The sequence below is a fragment of the Microlunatus sagamiharensis genome (assembly GCF_900105785.1).
Classification (GTDB): domain Bacteria; phylum Actinomycetota; class Actinomycetes; order Propionibacteriales; family Propionibacteriaceae; genus Microlunatus; species Microlunatus sagamiharensis.
The window spans coordinates 1,520,146-1,535,853 of record NZ_LT629799.1 but is presented as its reverse complement, the minus strand read 5'-3'; the positions used below and the strand labels follow the sequence as shown (position 1 = coordinate 1,535,853).

The 15,708-nt window shown below is 73.2% G+C and carries 15 protein-coding genes and 1 pseudogene; 9 read left to right on the top strand and 7 right to left on the bottom strand.

The features are described from left to right. Positions 1–33: 33 nt before the first annotated feature. Positions 34–1,077, bottom strand: coding sequence for a LacI family DNA-binding transcriptional regulator (locus BLU42_RS06980; RefSeq protein WP_091073835.1), 1,044 nt, complete (start codon positions 1,075–1,077; stop codon positions 34–36). A gap of 213 nt (positions 1,078–1,290) precedes the next feature. Here BLU42_RS06980 and BLU42_RS06975 point away from each other — a divergent pair, with 213 nt between their 5' ends. The 3 genes from BLU42_RS06975 to BLU42_RS06965 all read left to right on the top strand — a co-directional run bounded on the left by BLU42_RS06975 (position 1,291) and on the right by BLU42_RS06965 (position 3,444). Further along, on the top strand, positions 1,291–2,184 hold the full coding sequence (locus tag BLU42_RS06975) for an SDR family oxidoreductase (protein ID WP_091073834.1): 894 nt from the start codon (positions 1,291–1,293) through the stop codon (positions 2,182–2,184). A 104-nt stretch (positions 2,185–2,288) separates the two neighbouring features. Further along, a complete protein-coding gene (locus BLU42_RS06970) occupies positions 2,289–2,840 on the top strand; it encodes an isochorismatase family protein (protein WP_091073833.1) in 552 nt (183 codons plus the stop codon). A 25-nt stretch (positions 2,841–2,865) separates the two neighbouring features. Then, positions 2,866–3,444 carry a DinB family protein gene (locus tag BLU42_RS06965; protein WP_091073832.1) on the top strand — a complete coding sequence of 193 codons (579 nt, stop codon included), beginning with the start codon at positions 2,866–2,868 and terminating at the stop codon, positions 3,442–3,444. A 147-nt stretch (positions 3,445–3,591) separates the two neighbouring features. Here the strand turns inward: BLU42_RS06965 and BLU42_RS06960 are convergent, their stop codons facing one another. After that, positions 3,592–4,437, bottom strand: coding sequence for a helix-turn-helix transcriptional regulator (locus BLU42_RS06960; RefSeq protein WP_091073831.1), 846 nt, complete (start codon positions 4,435–4,437; stop codon positions 3,592–3,594). Positions 4,438–4,558: 121 nt separating this feature from the next. On the opposite strand from BLU42_RS06960, the gene BLU42_RS06955 reads away from it, so the two are divergent. Then, the gene (locus tag BLU42_RS06955) at positions 4,559–5,242 is read left to right on the top strand and encodes an SDR family NAD(P)-dependent oxidoreductase (RefSeq protein ID WP_172825762.1); all 684 of its coding nucleotides are present in this window, start codon (positions 4,559–4,561) and stop codon (positions 5,240–5,242) included. Between the two features lie 19 nt (positions 5,243–5,261). On the opposite strand, the gene BLU42_RS06950 is transcribed toward BLU42_RS06955, so the two are convergent. The 3 genes from BLU42_RS06950 to BLU42_RS06940 all read right to left on the bottom strand — a co-directional run bounded on the left by BLU42_RS06950 (position 5,262) and on the right by BLU42_RS06940 (position 9,664). Further along, positions 5,262–6,227: a glycoside hydrolase family 43 protein gene (locus BLU42_RS06950; RefSeq protein WP_197680653.1), complete on the bottom strand. Its 966-nt coding sequence runs from the start codon at positions 6,225–6,227 to the stop codon at positions 5,262–5,264. After that, positions 6,224–8,506, bottom strand: coding sequence for a family 43 glycosylhydrolase (locus tag BLU42_RS06945; protein WP_091073830.1), 2,283 nt, complete (start codon positions 8,504–8,506; stop codon positions 6,224–6,226). The genes BLU42_RS06950 and BLU42_RS06945 overlap by 4 nt, the downstream gene beginning before the upstream one ends. Positions 8,507–8,629: 123 nt before the next feature. Then, positions 8,630–9,664 (bottom strand): LacI family DNA-binding transcriptional regulator, encoded by a 1,035-nt coding sequence (locus BLU42_RS06940; protein WP_091073829.1) that lies wholly within the window; start codon positions 9,662–9,664, stop codon positions 8,630–8,632. 143 nt (positions 9,665–9,807) lie between these two features. On the opposite strand from BLU42_RS06940, the gene BLU42_RS06935 reads away from it, so the two are divergent. Genes BLU42_RS06935 through BLU42_RS06920 form a run of 4 tightly spaced genes read left to right on the top strand, consistent with a single transcriptional unit; the run spans position 9,808 to position 14,161 of the window. After that, positions 9,808–11,169 (top strand): ABC transporter substrate-binding protein, encoded by a 1,362-nt coding sequence (locus BLU42_RS06935; RefSeq protein ID WP_091073828.1) that lies wholly within the window; start codon positions 9,808–9,810, stop codon positions 11,167–11,169. A gap of 3 nt (positions 11,170–11,172) precedes the next feature. Then, positions 11,173–12,138, top strand: a complete 966-nt coding sequence (locus tag BLU42_RS06930) for a carbohydrate ABC transporter permease (protein WP_091073827.1) — start codon at positions 11,173–11,175, stop codon at positions 12,136–12,138. After that, positions 12,135–13,061 carry a carbohydrate ABC transporter permease gene (locus tag BLU42_RS06925; protein WP_231918481.1) on the top strand — a complete coding sequence of 309 codons (927 nt, stop codon included), beginning with the start codon at positions 12,135–12,137 and terminating at the stop codon, positions 13,059–13,061. Before BLU42_RS06930 ends, BLU42_RS06925 begins: the two co-directional genes overlap by 4 nt. After that, positions 13,058–14,161: a glycoside hydrolase family 43 protein gene (locus BLU42_RS06920; protein ID WP_091073826.1), complete on the top strand. Its 1,104-nt coding sequence runs from the start codon at positions 13,058–13,060 to the stop codon at positions 14,159–14,161. Before BLU42_RS06925 ends, BLU42_RS06920 begins: the two co-directional genes overlap by 4 nt. A 21-nt stretch (positions 14,162–14,182) precedes the next feature. Here BLU42_RS06920 and BLU42_RS06915 read toward each other — a convergent pair. Next, positions 14,183–14,485, bottom strand: a pseudogene (locus BLU42_RS06915) (DUF5996 family protein); the annotation flags it as partial. 56 nt (positions 14,486–14,541) lie between these two features. Continuing rightward, positions 14,542–14,961 (bottom strand): DoxX family protein, encoded by a 420-nt coding sequence (locus BLU42_RS06910; protein ID WP_091073825.1) that lies wholly within the window; start codon positions 14,959–14,961, stop codon positions 14,542–14,544. Positions 14,962–15,102: 141 nt separating this feature from the next. On the opposite strand from BLU42_RS06910, the gene BLU42_RS06905 reads away from it, so the two are divergent. Next, the gene (locus BLU42_RS06905; RefSeq protein WP_091073824.1) at positions 15,103–15,669 is read left to right on the top strand and encodes a flavodoxin family protein; all 567 of its coding nucleotides are present in this window, start codon (positions 15,103–15,105) and stop codon (positions 15,667–15,669) included. Positions 15,670–15,708: the final 39 nt, after the last annotated feature.

Sequence of the window (15,708 nt, the reverse complement as noted above, 5' to 3'; positions counted from 1 at the left end):
CGGGTCGGGGTCGTCCGGGGGTGGGTCGGGAGGTCAGGTGCCCGCGGGCGCGGACGAGGCGCGCTCGACGAGCGCGGGCCGGATGAGTCGTCGGAGCGGCTCGGTGGTGCGGCCCTCGATCTGGGCCACGAGCGAGGTCCAGATGAGGGCGGCGACCTGGTCGAGCGGCTGGGCCACCGACGTGATGCCGGGCCGGGCGAGACGGGCCAGGCGGGAGTCGTCGACACCGGTGACGGCGACACCGGCGGCGGCCGGGTCGCGGAGGGCGGAGAGCACCTGCCGGGCCTCGAACGCGTAGGTGTCGTCGCGGCAGACCAGCGCGTCCGGCCGCTGCTCCTCGAGCAGCGCGGGGAGGAGGGACTCCAGCCGGGACGGGTCGGCGACCTCGAGCGTCGACACGGTGGCGCCGGGCACCCCGGCCGCGGCGACCCCGCCCAGCAGGCCGTCGAGCCGGTCGTCCTCCATGCCGCCGTCGCGTGGCGGCCCCACGTACGCGAGCCGGCGCCGGCCGGTCGCGAGGAGGTGCTCGGCGACCAGGCGGAGGCCGTGGCCGCCGTCGACGTCGACCCACGAGTGCTGGGCGTCCGGGGCGTGCCAGGGCCGGCCGAAGGCGACCATCGGCACGCCGTGCTCGGTGAGCCAGGCGGGCCGCCGGTCGCCGACGTGGGTGGACGGGATGACGACGCCGTCGACCGCCCGCCGGGCGGTGAGGTCGGCGAAGGAGGTGATCTGCTCGTCGTCGGTCCCGCCCGCGACGTCCAGCACGAGGCGGTAGCCGTGCGTCTCGCCGACCCGGGCCAGCGCCCGCGCGAAGTCGTCGAGCATCGACACCCGGTCGGGGCGGTCCTCGCCGACGTTGAACGACACCAGCCGGGTCGAGCGGCGCACGAGGGAGCGGGCCGACTCGTCGGGGCGGTAGGACAGGGCGTCGACGGCCCGCAGCACCCGCTCGCGCGTCTCGGGGCGTACGCGGTCGGGGGCGTTGAGGACGTTGGACACGGTCTGGTGCGACACGCCCGCAGCGGCGGCGACCGAGTGCAGCGTGGCGCGTCCCGCCGTCGTCCGTCCAGCCCGCATCGCACCGCCCAGGTCCCAGGGCCTCGTCGTCGAGGTCCGGATCGGGACGGTAGGGATTTGAACGTTAAAAAGCAAGGCTCTGCATCGACACGACTTCGGAGGGTCCCGTGACCCGCGCGGCCCGTCGGGCTCAGGGGCACCGCGGACCTGCGCCGACCCGTCCGGCACGGACGTGGGTGTTGGGGCGGCGGCGCCGTTGGGTAAGTCGGTGGCATGGCCGACCAGACGACGCAGACCGACCCGACCGAGCAGCACGACCAGCCGGAGGGCACCGACGACCAGATCGTCCACCCCGGCCTCACCCGCGACATGACCGACGAGCCGGACCACGGCGAGGACTCCTACCGGGGCAGCGACCGCCTGACCGGCAAGCGCGCGGTGATCACCGGGGGCGACTCGGGCATCGGCCGCGCGGTGGCGCTGGCCTTCGCCCGCGAGGGTGCCGACGTCCTCATCAGCTACCTTCCCGAGGAGGAGGAGGACGGGGCCGAGACCGCGCGCCTCGTCGAGGAGGCCGGCCGCAAGGCGGTGCGCTTCCCGGGCGACATCCGCGACGAGGAGGTCTGCCGTTCACTGATCGACACCGCTGTGTCCGAGCTCGGCGGGATCGACGTCCTCGTCAACAACGCCGCGTACCAGATGGCGCAGCTCGGCGGCATCGCCGACATCACCACCGAGCAGTTCGACCGCGTGCTCAAGACGAACCTCTACGCGATGTTCTGGCTCTGCAAGCTCGCGCTGCCGCACCTGCGGCCCGGCTCGGTGATCATCAACTCGTCGTCGGTGCAGGGGACCTCGCCCTCGCCCGAGCTGCTCGACTACGCCACCACCAAGGCCGGCATCATCAACTTCACCAAGGGCCTGGCCCTGGAGCTCGCCGACAAGGGCATCCGGGTCAACACCGTCGCCCCGGGGCCGATCTGGACCCCGCTCATCCCGGCGACCATGCCCGAGGAGCGCTCCGAGGGCCACGGCGAGTCGACCCCGCTCGGGCGCGCCGGCCAGCCGGCCGAGGTCGCCCCGGCGTACGTCTTCTTCGCCTCCCAGGAGTCGAGCTACGTCACCGGTGAGGTCCTCACCATGGCCGGCGGGGCGCAGGCCAGCTGATCTCGCCCGGGCGGCGGGGAGCGATCGGCCCCGCCGCCCGCTGGACCAGGCCGTCGCGGTCGAGGGGTCTCGACCGCGACGCGGGAAGACGGTTCAATGCCGTCATGTCCACCTTCTCCGACCGTCCGAACCGTGCGCTCGTCGTCGTCGACATGCAGGTCGGCGTGGTGGGCGGCGCGTACAAGATCGACGAGGTCACCGAGACGATCAAGGACGTCGTGGCCAGGGCCCGCGCGGCCGACGTCCCGGTCGTGTGGGTGCAGGACGACGACGGTGACCACCGCGCCGGGACCCCCGGGGGGCAGCTGGTCGAGGGTCTCGAGCCGGTCGCCGGCGAGGCCCTGGTGAGCAAGCGGTACGGTGACGCGTTCGCGGAGACCGACCTGGAGGACGTGCTCGCCGCCCGCGGCGTCGGCCGGCTGGTGCTGGTCGGTGCGGCCAGCGAGCAGTGCATCCGGTCCACGCTGCACAGCGCCGTGATCGCCGGCTACGACGTCGACCTGGTGAAGGGCGCTCACACGACGAGCGACCTCAGCGCGTACGGGATGCCCGAGCCGAGCGTCGTGGTGGGGTTCATGGACCTGCTCGCCGAGCACGGGATGCAGTGGCCCGGACGGCGCGGGCGGGCGGTCGCACCGGAGGACCTCGACCTCTGAGCGGGTCGTCTGCGAGGGTCGGTGCGTGCCGACGACACCGAAGGACGACCTGCTGTCCTACCTCCAGCAGGCCCGCGAGGCGCTGCTGTGGAAGCTCGACAGCGTCTCCGAGCACGACGCCCGGCGACCGCTCGTGGCCACGGGCACGAACCTCCTGGGGCTGGTCAAGCACGCGGCCGGGACGGAGGCCGGCTACCTCGGCGAGGTCTTCGGCCGGCCCTTCCCCGAACCGCTGCCGTGGATGGACGAGGACGCCGACGACAACGCCGACCTCTGGGCGCGGGCCGACGAGCCACGGACCGAGGTCGTCGCCCTCTACCGCCGGGTCTGGGCCCACTCCGACGCCACCGTGGCGGCCCTGCCGCTCGACGGGCTGGGGACGGTCCCGTGGTGGACGACGCACCGCGAGGTCACGCTGCACCGAGTGCTGACGCACGTGGTCGCGGAGACCCAGCGCCACGCCGGTCACGCCGACCTCGTGCGCGAGCTGGTCGACGGCGCCGCCGGGCTGCGTCCCGACGCCATGAACCTCCCCGACCGCGACGCCGACTGGTGGCGCTCGTACCGCGACCGGCTCGAGGAGGTGGCCCGCGGCTTCCGCTGACGCCCGGGTTGACGTAGCCGGGTGCCCGGCTTCCAAGGACGCCGAGCGGTAGGTTGCGGCGTCGTCCTCACCCACCAAGGCGCCGCAAACCACCGCTCGAGGTGGGTCCCGACGGACTGCGCCCGCTCGTTAGCGGGACCTGACGGGTCAGCCGACGAAGGTCTGTGTCCCGAGGACGACCGCGAGGGCGAGCCGTTCGGCGTCGTCGGTGCCGGGCTCGGCGGTGTAGACCATCAGCCGAAGGTCGTCGGCGGTGACCACGAGGGTGTCGCAGTCGAGCTCGACGTCGCCGACGCCGGGGTGCGCGACCGTCTTGCGGCGGGTGGCGTCGCGGCGCGGCGACGGCTCGGCGCTCTCCCACAGCGACGCGAAGCGCGGGCTGGTCCGCGCCAGCTCGGCCACCAGACGGGCGAGGCCGGGGTCGTCGGGGTAGCGCGAGGCCGTCAGTCGCAGGTCGGCGACGAGCCCGGACTCCAGCTCGGCCTTCTCCGCCTCCGTCTGCCGTGCCCGGGTGCCCGGACCGACGAGGTGGCGCCAGACGGCGTTGCGCTCCAGGCCCTGCCAGCGCGTGGTGTCGCCCATCAGCGCGTCGTACGGCGCGTTGGCCTCGACGAGCGTCCAGGCCGCGTCGTACACCGCGACGGGGGTGTCGGCGAGCCGGTCGAGCAGCCGCTGGACGCTGGGGGTGACGCGGGAGCACACCGTGCCCGGCCCCGGGGCGACGTGCCCGGCGAGGCGGAAGAGCAGGTCCCGCTCGTCGTCGTCCAGACGCAGCGCCCGCGCCAACGACTCGACGACCTGTGCCGACGGCGACGTGGCCCGGCCCTGCTCGAGGCGGGTGAGGTAGTCCGCGGAGATCGCCGCGAGACCCGCGAGCTCCTCGCGCCGCAGCCCGGCCGCCCGTCGGCGTCGACCCGCCGGCACCCCGACGGCCTCGGGCGTCACGCGGTCGCGCCAGCGCCGCAGGACGCGGCCGAACTCGGAGGGTTGCACGACTCCAGCGTCCTCCCGCGCCGGCGGACGCGGGCCCGTGCCCGGCCCCGGTCCTGGCCCTGCTGGTCCTACGACAACCGGACGCCTGGTCGGGGTCCGCCGCTCGGCGCAGCCTCGAGCCATGACCACCACACTGATCACCGGGGCCAACCGCGGCCTCGGCCGCGACACCGCCCGCCAGCTCCTCGAGGCCGGCCACACCGTCTGGCTCGGAGCCCGCGACGAGGCCTCCGGCCGCGCCGCCGCCGCCGATCTCGGCGCCCGCTTCGTCCACCTCGACGTCACCGACGACGACTCCGTCGCCGCCGCCCTCGACCAGGTCGGCGTCGCCGGCGGGCTGGACGTCCTCGTCAACAACGCCGGCATCGCCCGCTACGGCATGCGGTCCGCGGACGCCCTCGCCGTCCTCGACACCAACGTCGTGGGCATCGTCCGCGTCACCGAGGCGGCGCTCCCGCTGCTACGGCGCTCGGCTCACCCCGTCGTCGTGAACGTCTCCAGCGCCCTCGGCTCCTTCACCGCCAACCACGACACCGTGCGGCCCGCGTCGCACTTCGTCTCCGGCCTCTACGGCGTGAGCAAGGCCGCCGTGTCGATGCTGACCGTCCAGTACGCCCGCGCGGTCCCCGAGGTCACCTTCGTCGCCGTCGAGCCCGGCTACAGCCAGACCGGCCTCGGCGACGTCGACCACAGCGGCGGGCAGCCGGTCGAGGACGGCGCCGCGGTCATCGCGCGGTGGGCCCAGGCCGGCCCGGGCATCCCGACCGGCACCTTCCAGGAGGCGGGCGGCGTGCTGGGCTGGTGAGCCGCGCGACGAGGCGGGCTCAGCGGGGTAGCGGCTGCTCGTCCCAGGTCGGGCCGGGAGTCGCCGGACCCTCCTCGGTCCAGGTCAGCGGGTCGATGCAGAGCTGTCTACGCGTCCCCGCCTCGTCCCACGCGTGGTAGGCGAGCACCTCGGTGCCCCCGAGTGTGGTGACGACGCTGTTGTGGCCCGGTCCCCGCACATGGCCGGGGATCGTGCGCAGCAGGCGCTCGGCCCCGGTCTGGGTCCAGGGCCCGAGCGGGCCCGGGGCGCTCGCCCACGAGACCCCGTAGCCCGGGCCCTGCCACGAGCCACCCGAGTAGAGGCAGTGGTAGCGCCCGCCGTGCCGGCGCACCGTCGGACCCTCGAGCGTGTGCCAGTCGTAACGCGCGCCGTACATCGGGCGGTCGCGCTCGAAGATCTGCCAGTCGGCGCTCGGGGCGAGCACCGTGCGGGTGCCGCCGACGAGGGCCGTCATCCCCTCGAGCCGGGCGACGGCGAGCTGCGTGCCGACCCGCTCGGCGTCGAGCACGTCCCGGGCGAAGTAGAGGTACCAGCGGCCGTCGTCGTCGCGGAAGGGGTGCGGGTCGATGGCGAAGCGCTCGTCCGGGGTCAGGTCGATCCCGAGGTCGGTGAAGGGGCCGGCGGCCTCGTCGGCAACGGCGACGCGCAGGTGGTGCCCGGCGTCGCCGTGCCCGACCGAGTAGTACATCCACCAGCGGCCATTGGCGTGCGCGACCTCGGGCGCCCAGTAGTCGCCGCCCAGCTCCTCCGCGACCGGGTGCAGCGCCCCGCCGACGCTGGTCCAGGTCGCGAGGTCGGACGACACGAGCACCTCGAAGACGAGCCCGCCGATCGTGGCGCCGGTGCCGTACGCGACGTAGCGGTCGCCGTCGCGCAGCACGAACGGGTCGGCGAAGTAGCCCTCGTGGACCGGGTTGCGGTACGTCCGGCCGGACGTCGGGAGCCGGGTCTGCAGCGCGGTCACCGGTAGAGCCGGAACCAGTCGAAGCGCGCCGTCGCCCCGGCACCGCCGTGCGAGACGAGGCCGACCTTGAGGTCCGACCCCGCGGGCAGCGTCCAGACGCCACCCTTCACCCAGGTCCTGCCGTCACGGCTCGTCCACCCGCGCAGCTCGTGCTCGCCGTTGGCCGGGTCGACGCGGTGCGTGATACGCAGCCAGGTGGTGGCGGCGGGCGGGCCGGCGATCGTGCCGGCGTGCAGGACGCCCTCGGGCGACCCGGCGTAGCGCTGCTCGTGGCCGAACTCGGTCTGACGGGTGTTCCAGATCGCGACGTGGCTGAGCCGGACGAAGGAGTCGTCGTCGGCGTACGCGACGATCCCGGCCTGCTGGTAGTTGCGGACGTCATCGGTGCCGAGGTCGATCGACACCTTGGTCTCGATCGCCCAGTCACCCTTGCCGGGGTCGCGCAGCAGGACGCCCGCGTTGCCGCCGGGCCCGTTCAGGTCGGCCGCCTCGGTGGGCCAGCGCAGCGCGCCGCCGGTCACGCTCGCCTGGTCGTCCTGGCGCACCCAGCTCCAACCGGCACGGAGCCGGTCGCCGGAGAAGCTGTCGCTGGCCGAGCGGTCGAGCCGCTTCGGCACCGGGGTCGGGGCGAGCTTCGTGACCGGCTTCGCCACGGGCAGCGCGCTCAGGTTGTCGACGTCGACCGCGGCGCCGTCGGCGAAGGCCCCGGCGCGGTCGACGGTGGCGGCCCGGCGGACCTTCAGCGTCGTGCTGGCCACGGGGTCGCCGAGGCGGGCGTGGGTGATCGTCGCCTCGGCCCGGCCGTCACGCACCTGCAGGGCCACCGCGTGCCAGTCGGCGGCCGTGAAGCCGGCCGGCAGACGAGTGGTGGAGGAGTCGACCGTGCGGCCGCCCCGCTGCTCCTGCAGCCGGAGCCGCCCGACGCCGGGGTCGACGACCGCGCGCACGGTGGTCGACCCGCTGCGCAGCGTCAGGCCGTACGACGGGCCGTCGGAGCGGAGGTCGGCCTCCACCCGGGCGGAGGACCCGACGCGCCCGCTCAGCACGGTGGCGCGACCGTTGGACCGGACGAAGCCGCCCGCCTGCTCCTCGGAGCGCCGCAGCCACGGACCGGTGGTCCGCCAGCGCGCCGGGACGCCGGTCGCCAGGTCGGTCGACCAGCGCCCGCCGGTGGCCGGACCCTGCTGCTCGCCGGCGCTCGGACCGCGGCCGGCGCGCACGGCCGGCCAGCCGTCGACCCAGTCGAGCCGGTCGATCAGCATCGGGCGCTCGTTGATGCCCGAGATGCCGTTCAGGTACGGGTCCGTGCGGTCGATCGCGTGGTAGACGATCCAGTCGCGACCGGCCAGGTCGGTGGCCACGGCGTTGTGCCCGGCACCGACCCAGCGGTTGCCGTTCTGGTTGAGCACGGGCGTGCCGCCGGTCCGCGACGCGGTGAGCGAGGTGCCCTGGGCGTCGACGTACGGGCCGGTGATCTTCTTCGAGCGGCCCACCTGCACCGAGTAGCCGGTGGTCGGGCCCGCGCAGCAGTCCGCGGTCGAGGCGAAGAGGTACCAGTAGCCGCCGTGCTTGACGACGTACGCCCCCTCGAACTTGTTGTCGATGGCGACCTGGGTCGGGGTGCCGGTCGTGGTGCGCCCGTCGGCCGCCAGCTCGCTGACGTAGATCCCGCCGTAGTACGAGCCGTAGAAGAGGTACTGCCGGCCGCCGTCGGTGACGGCGCTCGGGTCGAAGGTCCACAGGAAGTCGTCGCCCGCCGCGCCGTTCCCACCCGGGCGGGGCGCGACGACGGGGGCGCCGGAGTCGGTCCACGGACCGGCCGGCGTCGGGGCCGTGGCCACGCCGATGGCGCTGTCGTTCACGCCCGGCTGGGTCGTGTTGGTGACGACGTAGTACAGCCGGTACTCACCGTCGACGTAGCGGATGTCGGGCGCCCAGAGCCCGGCACCGCCGGCGGCCCACGACGGACGGTTGGCGTCGTTGAAGACGGTCCCCACGTAGTCCCACGTCGCCAGGTCGTGCGAGCGCGCGACCGGGATCTCGGCGGGCGTCGTCTCGCCCTCGCGCAGCGGGTCGGAGGTGCCGTACGCGTACCACCAGCCGTCGAGGCCCCGGATCAGGGAGGGGTCGGCGAAGGTGTCGGCGAAGCTCTTGGACACCGCGTTGGTGTAGGTGGCGCGCTCGACGACCGGCGGCGCCGCGAGCGCCGGGACCGAGGTCGTGCTGAGCAAGGCGGTCGCTGCGGCCAGGACGGCAGCGGCACGGGGCAGGCGCTTCATCGCGGGTCTCCGTTCGGACGACGCCGGCGGGGTCGCGCGGCCTCGGTCTGCGCAACGTACACCGCTGATTGCAGCGCTGTAAACGAGCCCCGCCGCAGGGGCCACCGGTGAGGTGGTGGGCGCTCAGGCGCCGCTGGACTCGCGGACGACCAGGCGGGTGCCGATGGTGATCTCCTCGGCGGTCCAGGCGTCGCCGGCGTCGAGGCGGGCGGCGAGGCGGTCGACGGCGCCGCGGGCGATCGCCTCCTTGTCGGGGGCGACGGTGGTGAGCGCGGGCACCGAGTAGCGCGACTGCTCCACGTCGTCGAAGCCCACGACGGCCACGTCCTGCGGCACGCGCACGCCGGCGTCGGCCAGGCCGCGGAGCACGCCGAGGGCGAGCAGGTCGTTGAGGGCGAAGACCGCGTCAGGGGGTTCGGGGAGCGCCATCAGGGGAGCGACGGCGGCCCGACCGGCAGGCAGGCGCCAGTCGCTCGCGGGCACGACCAGGTCCGGGTCGAAGCGCAGGCCCGCCTCGGCCAGGGCGTCGCGGTAGCCGCGCAGCCGAAGGCGCGCCGTGTGGCCGAACGGCGGAGGCTGCGAGCCGACCACCGCGATCCGGCGCCGGCCGGTCTGCAGCAGGTGCCGCGTCGCCTCCGCGGCGGCGGCGGAGTTGTCGATGGCGACGTGGTCGGCGGAGTGGGAGCCGAGGCGCTCGCCGAGCAGCACCAGGGGCACCGAGCCGTAGCGGGCGACGTCGGCCTCGTCGAGGGCCAGCGGGTTGAGGATGACGCCGTCGATGAGGTGCTCGCGGATACCGCCCACCGCGCTGCGCTCGCGGGCCCGGAGCGCCTGGTCCTGCGTCTGGCCCGTCTCGTCGACGAGCACGGTCCAGCCGCGCTCGGCCGCGGCCTGCACGACGTGGTGGGCCAGCTCGGCGAAGTAGGGGGAGTCGAGCTCGGGCAGCGCGAGGGCGATCACGCCGGACCGGCCGCTCTTGAGGTGGCGGGCCACGAGGTTCGGCCGGTAGCCAAGCATGTCGATCGCCTGCTTGACGCGGTCGCGGGTCGCCGGGCGCACGTGCACGTAGTCGTTGACCACGTTCGAGACCGTCTTGGGCGAGACCCCGGCGAGCCGGGCCACGTCCTCGAGCCGGGCCGCCGGGCGCGAGGTCGTCACGCGGCAACGCTAGCAGCGGGCGCGCGCGTCCTCCCCGGGTCGCGGTCTTCTCACGGCGTACGGTCTGCGCTACCGTTTCCAGCGCTGTAAATCCGCGTTCGGCGCCGACGAGTCGGCCAGCCGCCCCAGAAAGCAGGTTCTCGATGACGACGACCACCACCACCAGCCCCGGCCTCGCCGCGGTCGCCGCCGGCTTCAGCCGCCGCCGCTTCCTCGTGCTCGGGGGTGCCGGGCTCGCCCTGGCCGCCTGCGGCGGGGGCAACAGCGCGCCGGGCACGCCGGGCGCGCCCGACACGGGCTCCGGCGGCGCCAGCTACGGCGGCCCTGCGGTGACGATCGCGTTCTGGAACGGCTTCACCGGCGGCGACGGCGACGTGATCAAGAAGATCGTCAGCGAGTTCAACGCGCAGGCGACCAACGTCAAGGTCGAGATGAACATCTACCAGTGGGCGGACTTCTTCACGAAGCTCCCGGCCGCGGTGAGCACCGGCAAGGGCCCCGACGTCGCGTGCATGCACATCGACGACATCCCGACCAACGCCGCGCGCAACATCATCACCCCGATCGACCAGGTCGCCGCCGCGCTGAACCTGCAGGAGTCCGACTTCTCCAGCGCCGTCTGGCAGGGCGGGACGTACAAGGGGCAGCGCTTCGGCATCCCCCTCGACATCCACCCGCTGGCGCTCTACTGGAACAAGGACGTCCTCGACAAGGCCGGCCTCGACGCCGAGAAGCCCCCGATGACGCGGTCCGACTACGAGTCGGTCCTGGCCGAGCTCAAGGGCAAGGGCACGCAGGGCTTCTGGGTCTCGCCCTTCCAGTTCACCGGCGCGTTCACGTACATGTCGCTGCTGTGGCAGTTCGGCGGCGACGCCTTCGACGCCGGCGTCACCAAGGCGACGTTCGACTCGCCCGAGGCCGTCGAGGCGCTGACCTGGCTGACGAGCATGGTCGACCAGGGCTACAGCCCCAAGAACGTCGGGCAGGACGCCGACTACATCGCGTTCAAGAACAGCAAGAACGCCTTCAACTGGAACGGCATCTGGCAGATCAACGACCTCAAGGCCCAGGACAAGATCAGCTGGGGCGTCGGGCCGGTCCCGCAGATCGGCTCCCAGCAGGGCGTGTGGGGCAACAGCCACCAGTTCGTGCAGCTGCGCCAGACCAGGCCCGACCAGAACAAGGTCGACGCGACGCGCTACTTCATCAACTGGGTCAGCCAGAAGTCGGCCGAGTGGGCGACCAGCGGCAAGATCCCCGCCAAGCTCAGCGTGGCGGAGAGCCCCGAGTTCAAGGCGCTCAAGGAGGAGTACTCGCTCGCCCCCGAGGCGCAGTACGTGCACTTCCCGCCGGCGACCGCGGGCATCGGCGACGCGCTGACCGAGCTCTACACCGCGGTCAACAACGCCGTCCTGGGCAAGGCCTCGCCGCAGCAGGCGCTGAGCGACGGCGCCAAGAAGGCGACCTCGATCCTGCAGGACAACCTCAAGAAGTACGGCGCCTGAGCCGTGGCGGTCACCGCTGAGACGCAGGTCGGAGGGGTGGCGGCGCCGGTCGCCGCCGCCCGCCGGCCGCGTCGTGCGTCCGCGCCGAGGACGGGGAGGCGGTCCCGGCCGCTGACCGCGTACCTCTTCCTGGCGCCCTACCTCGTGCTGTTCGGCGCGTTCATCATCGCGCCGGCGGTCTACGGGATCTGGATCAGCCTGCACGACTACGACTTCGTGCTGCCGTTCAAGCCGTGGGTCGGGCTCGACAACTACGTCTCGCTCTTCACGCCGGGCTCGCGCGACTTCGGCGACTTCTGGCAGAGCATGGGCGCGACCGGCATCTTCACCGGGCTGAGCGTGCCCTGCCTGGTCGTCCTGCCGCTCGGCATCGCCGTCCTGCTCAACCGCAAGTTCCCGGGGCGGACCTTCTTCCGCGCCGTGTTCTTCCTGCCGTACGTGCTCGGCGTCGCGGTGATCGGGCTGCTGTTCCGCTACATCCTCGACCCGAACGTCGGGGTCGTGAACTACTTCCTCGGGCGCAACGTCCCCTGGACCACGGACCTGCCGTGGGTGTGGGTGAGTCTGGTCGGGATGACGGTGTGGTGGACCCTCGGGTTCAACGCGACGATCTACCTCGCCGGGCTCACCGACATCCCCCGCGAGCTGTACGAGGCGGCCGAGATGGACGGCGCGAGCCGGGGCCAGCAGTTCTGGAACGTGACCCTGCCCGGGCTGCGGCCCGTCCTGGTCTTCGTGGTCACCACGACGATCCTCGCCTCGGCGAACATGTTCGGCCAGCAGCTGCTGCTGACCAAGGGCGCGCCGGGCACCTCGACCCGGACGATCATCGGCTACATCGCGACCGAGGGGCTCAGCAGCTTCCGGATGGGTGCCGCTGCCGCCATGAGCTACATCCTGGCGATCTTCCTGCTGATCATCAGCCTGGTCGTCTTCCGCGTGTTCCGGGAACGACAGGACGAATCGTGAGCACCGCAGCCCGCGCCGCCGCACCGCTGTCCACCGCCTCCACCTCGACCTCCGCAGACGGCCTCGAGCCCAACCGTCCGGGCCGCGGACAGCGCAGCTCCCCGCTCAGCCGGGTCGCCTTCGTGGTGGTGCTGGTGCTGCTGACCGCCGTCTTCGTCGGCCCGCTGCTGTGGATGTTCCTGACCTCGTTCAAGACGCCCGACGGGGCGACCTCGATCCCGCCCCAGCTGTTCCCGCGGCCGGCGACGGCCGACGGCTACCGCCCGCTGCTCGACACCAGCAGCCAGACCCCGGTGATCCGCTGGTTCCTCAACAGCCTGCTGGCCGGGGTGGCGAACTCGGTGATCGTCACGGCCACCGCGGCGCTGGCCGCGTACGCGCTGGCCCGGCTCGACTTCCCGGGCAAGAGGGTCGTCTTCGGCCTGATCATCGCGACGCTCTTCGTCCCGGGGTTCGTCTTCCTCATCCCGAACTACCTGATCGTCAACTCCCTCGGCTGGCTCGACACGCTCTGGGCGGTCATCCTGCCCAGTGCCGGCGGCGCGTTCGGGGTGTTCTTCCTGCGGCAGTTCTTCTCGAGCCTGCCGATGGAGCTGGAGGAGGCCGCCGAGATCGACGGCGCGAACCGGTGGCAGACCTTCTTCCGGGTCGTGCTGCCGCTGTCCAAGCCGGGGATCTCGACGCTGCTGGTGCTGTCGTTCCTCACCAACTACAACGACTTCCTCTGGCCGGTGTTCGTGCTCTTCAGCCCGGGCACCCTGACCCTGCCGGCGGGCCTGTCGATCCTCCAGGGCGCCTTCACGATCAACTACCCGGTGGTCATGGCCGGTGCGGCGATCGCCAGCGTGCCGGCGATCGTGCTGTTCATCCTCGCCCAGCGCAACATCGTCGAGGGCGTCGCGCGCAGCGGGCTCAAGGGGTGACGCGACGCAGCCGGGCCGGCGCACGGGTGCCGGGCCTGCTGGCCGTCCTGGTGCTCCTGGCGGCCTGCACGAGCGGCACCGGGGGCACCGGCGACGCCGCCGACCGGTCCGGCCCGGCTCCGTCCACCACCACGACCGCGGGAGGCGCGATGCTCGACAACCCGGTGCTCGGCCAGGGGGCCGACCCGTTCCTCGTCCACACCGAAGGGCAGTACCACCAGATCATGTCCGCGAGCGACGGCAACGGCGTCGTGATGCGGAGCGCGACCTCGCTGGCCACGCTCTCGACGGCGCCGGAGCAGACGGTCATCAGCGGCGGCGACGGCGGGTCGCCGTGCTGCGAGTGGTGGGCGCCGGAGCTGCACGAGATCGACGGCCGCTGGTACGTCTACGTGGCCGCCGACGACGGCGACAACGAGAACCACCGCACGTACGTGCTCTCCGCCGACTCGGTCACCGGGCCGTACACGTTCGAGGGCCGGCTCCGGCTGCCCGGGGACCGCTGGGCGATCGACGCGACCGTCTTCGCGGTCGGCGACACCTCGTACGTCATCTGGTCGGGCTGGCCCGGCGCAACTAACGGCGAGCAGGACCTCTACCTCGCACGGCTCGACTCGCCGACCTCGGTGACGGGTCCGGTGCTGCGGCTGTCGCGGCCCGAGCTCGACTGGGAGACCCACGCCGGCGACGTCGGCGTGCTCGTCAACGAGGGTCCCGCGGCGCTCGTGCGCGACGGCAGGGTGTTCGTGACCTACTCGGGCTCCGGCTGCTGGACCCCCCAGTACGCCCTCGGCATGCTGAGCGCCGACACCGGCGCCGACCTGCTCGACGCGGCCTCCTGGACGAAGTCGCCGACGCCGGTCTTCGCGCCGCAGGAGGGGAGCGGGCTCTACGGGACGGGCCACAACAGCTTCTTCACCTCGGCCGACGGCTCGCAGACCTGGAACCTCTACCACGCGGTCACCAACCCTGAGGGCAGCTGCGGGTCCGACCGCGAGGTCTACGCCCAGCCCGTCACGTTCGCCGCCGACGGCACGCCGCAGCTCGGCACGCCCTCGGCCGACCCGGTCCCGCTGCCCGCGGGCGACCCGGGGCAGTAGGCGGGGTCCGGCCGGGCGGGCTCAGGCCGTGGGCGGCCAGCCGGCGAGGTCGGCGGCCAGGGCCGCGGTCTCGCGGAGGAAGCCGAGCAGCGTGGCTTCCGGGTCCGCCGCCGTCCGCACGGTCGCGTACGGGAGGACGAGCTCGCCCAGCCCGGTGTCGAACTCGGCCCCCGGCGTCGTCAGGGTGGAAGTTCGGTAGCCGGGCGGCTCGGGGTAGGCGTAGGAGTAGAAGGCGCCCTCCTCGCGCCCGCCCGGCCAGTAGCCGGCGCTCGAGAGCTCGGCGTCGTACGCCTCGTGCATGACCCGGTCGGGGCAGCTCGGGACGCCGCCGGGGTGGGCTCATGCGTCCACCCCTACCCCGCGCAGCGTTCTCGGGTACGTCAGGCGCGGCCGGTGCGGGTGGACCAGAGCGCCCACGCGACGAGGACGGGCTGGCCCAGGAGGCGGAGGGCGCGCTTGCTGTCGGTGTCGAGGCCAAAGCCGTCTCGGTGGTGGACGAGCTGGGCGATGTTGCCGGGGAAGATCGCGGTGAAGAACGCCGCGGCCGCGTTCCCCACCAGCTCGCGGTGCCGCGCCGGGGCGAGCGCGAGGGCGGCGCCCAGGCTGATCTCCGCGACGCCGGAGGCGAGCACGACCTGGTCGGTGGTGAGCGGCAGCACTCGCGTCACCGTCTCGGGGACCTGCGCCCGGAACTCCTCGCGCGCCACCGTGAGGTGGGTCGTGCCGGCGAAGGCGAGCACGCCCCCGAGCAGCACCCGCGCGAGGGCGCGTACGGGCTGCTGGTCCTTGCGTGACGACATGACGTCCCTCCTCTGTGCACGGGTCGGCGGTGTGGCGGCAGCCTAGGCGGGCCCGCCCTCCGCCGACCTGTCGGAGTCGCTGAGGAATAGCGCCGGATCCGATATGGTTGAGCAGTCAACTACTCCCGAGGAGAGGCCACCATGGCGCCCACCAAGCTCACGATCATCTACTACTCCCAGACCGGCACGGTCGCCACGATGGCCGCCCGTCTCGCCCAGACCGCCGAGGCGCAGGGCGCCGAGGTCCGCCTGCGCTCCGTCGGTCGCGACGGCGACGAGGCCGCCGAGGGCGACCCGCAGCGCCCGACCCCCGAGGACATCGTCTGGGCCGACGTCGTGCTCTTCGGCTCGCCGACCCGCTACGGCAACATCGCCGGCCGCCTGAAGGTCTTCATCGACAGCCTCGGCGCGCAGTGGGCCCAGGGCCAGCTCGCGGACAAGGTCTACGCCGGCTTCACCTCGAGCCAGACCCTGCACGGCGGCCAGGAGACGACCCTCCTCGCGCTCTACAACACGATCATCCACTTCGGCGGCATCCTCGTGACCCCGGGCTACACCGACGGCAGCAAGTTCGTCGACGGCAACCCCTACGGCGTCAGCCACGTCACCGGCGGCGGCAACGACATCCCCGTCGGCGACGTCACCAACACCGCGCTCGACCACCTGGTCGGCCGCGTGATCAGCATCAGCCAGCGCCTCAACGGCTGAGCTCCCCGCTGCGCACCGAACGCCCGCCTCGCACTGCCG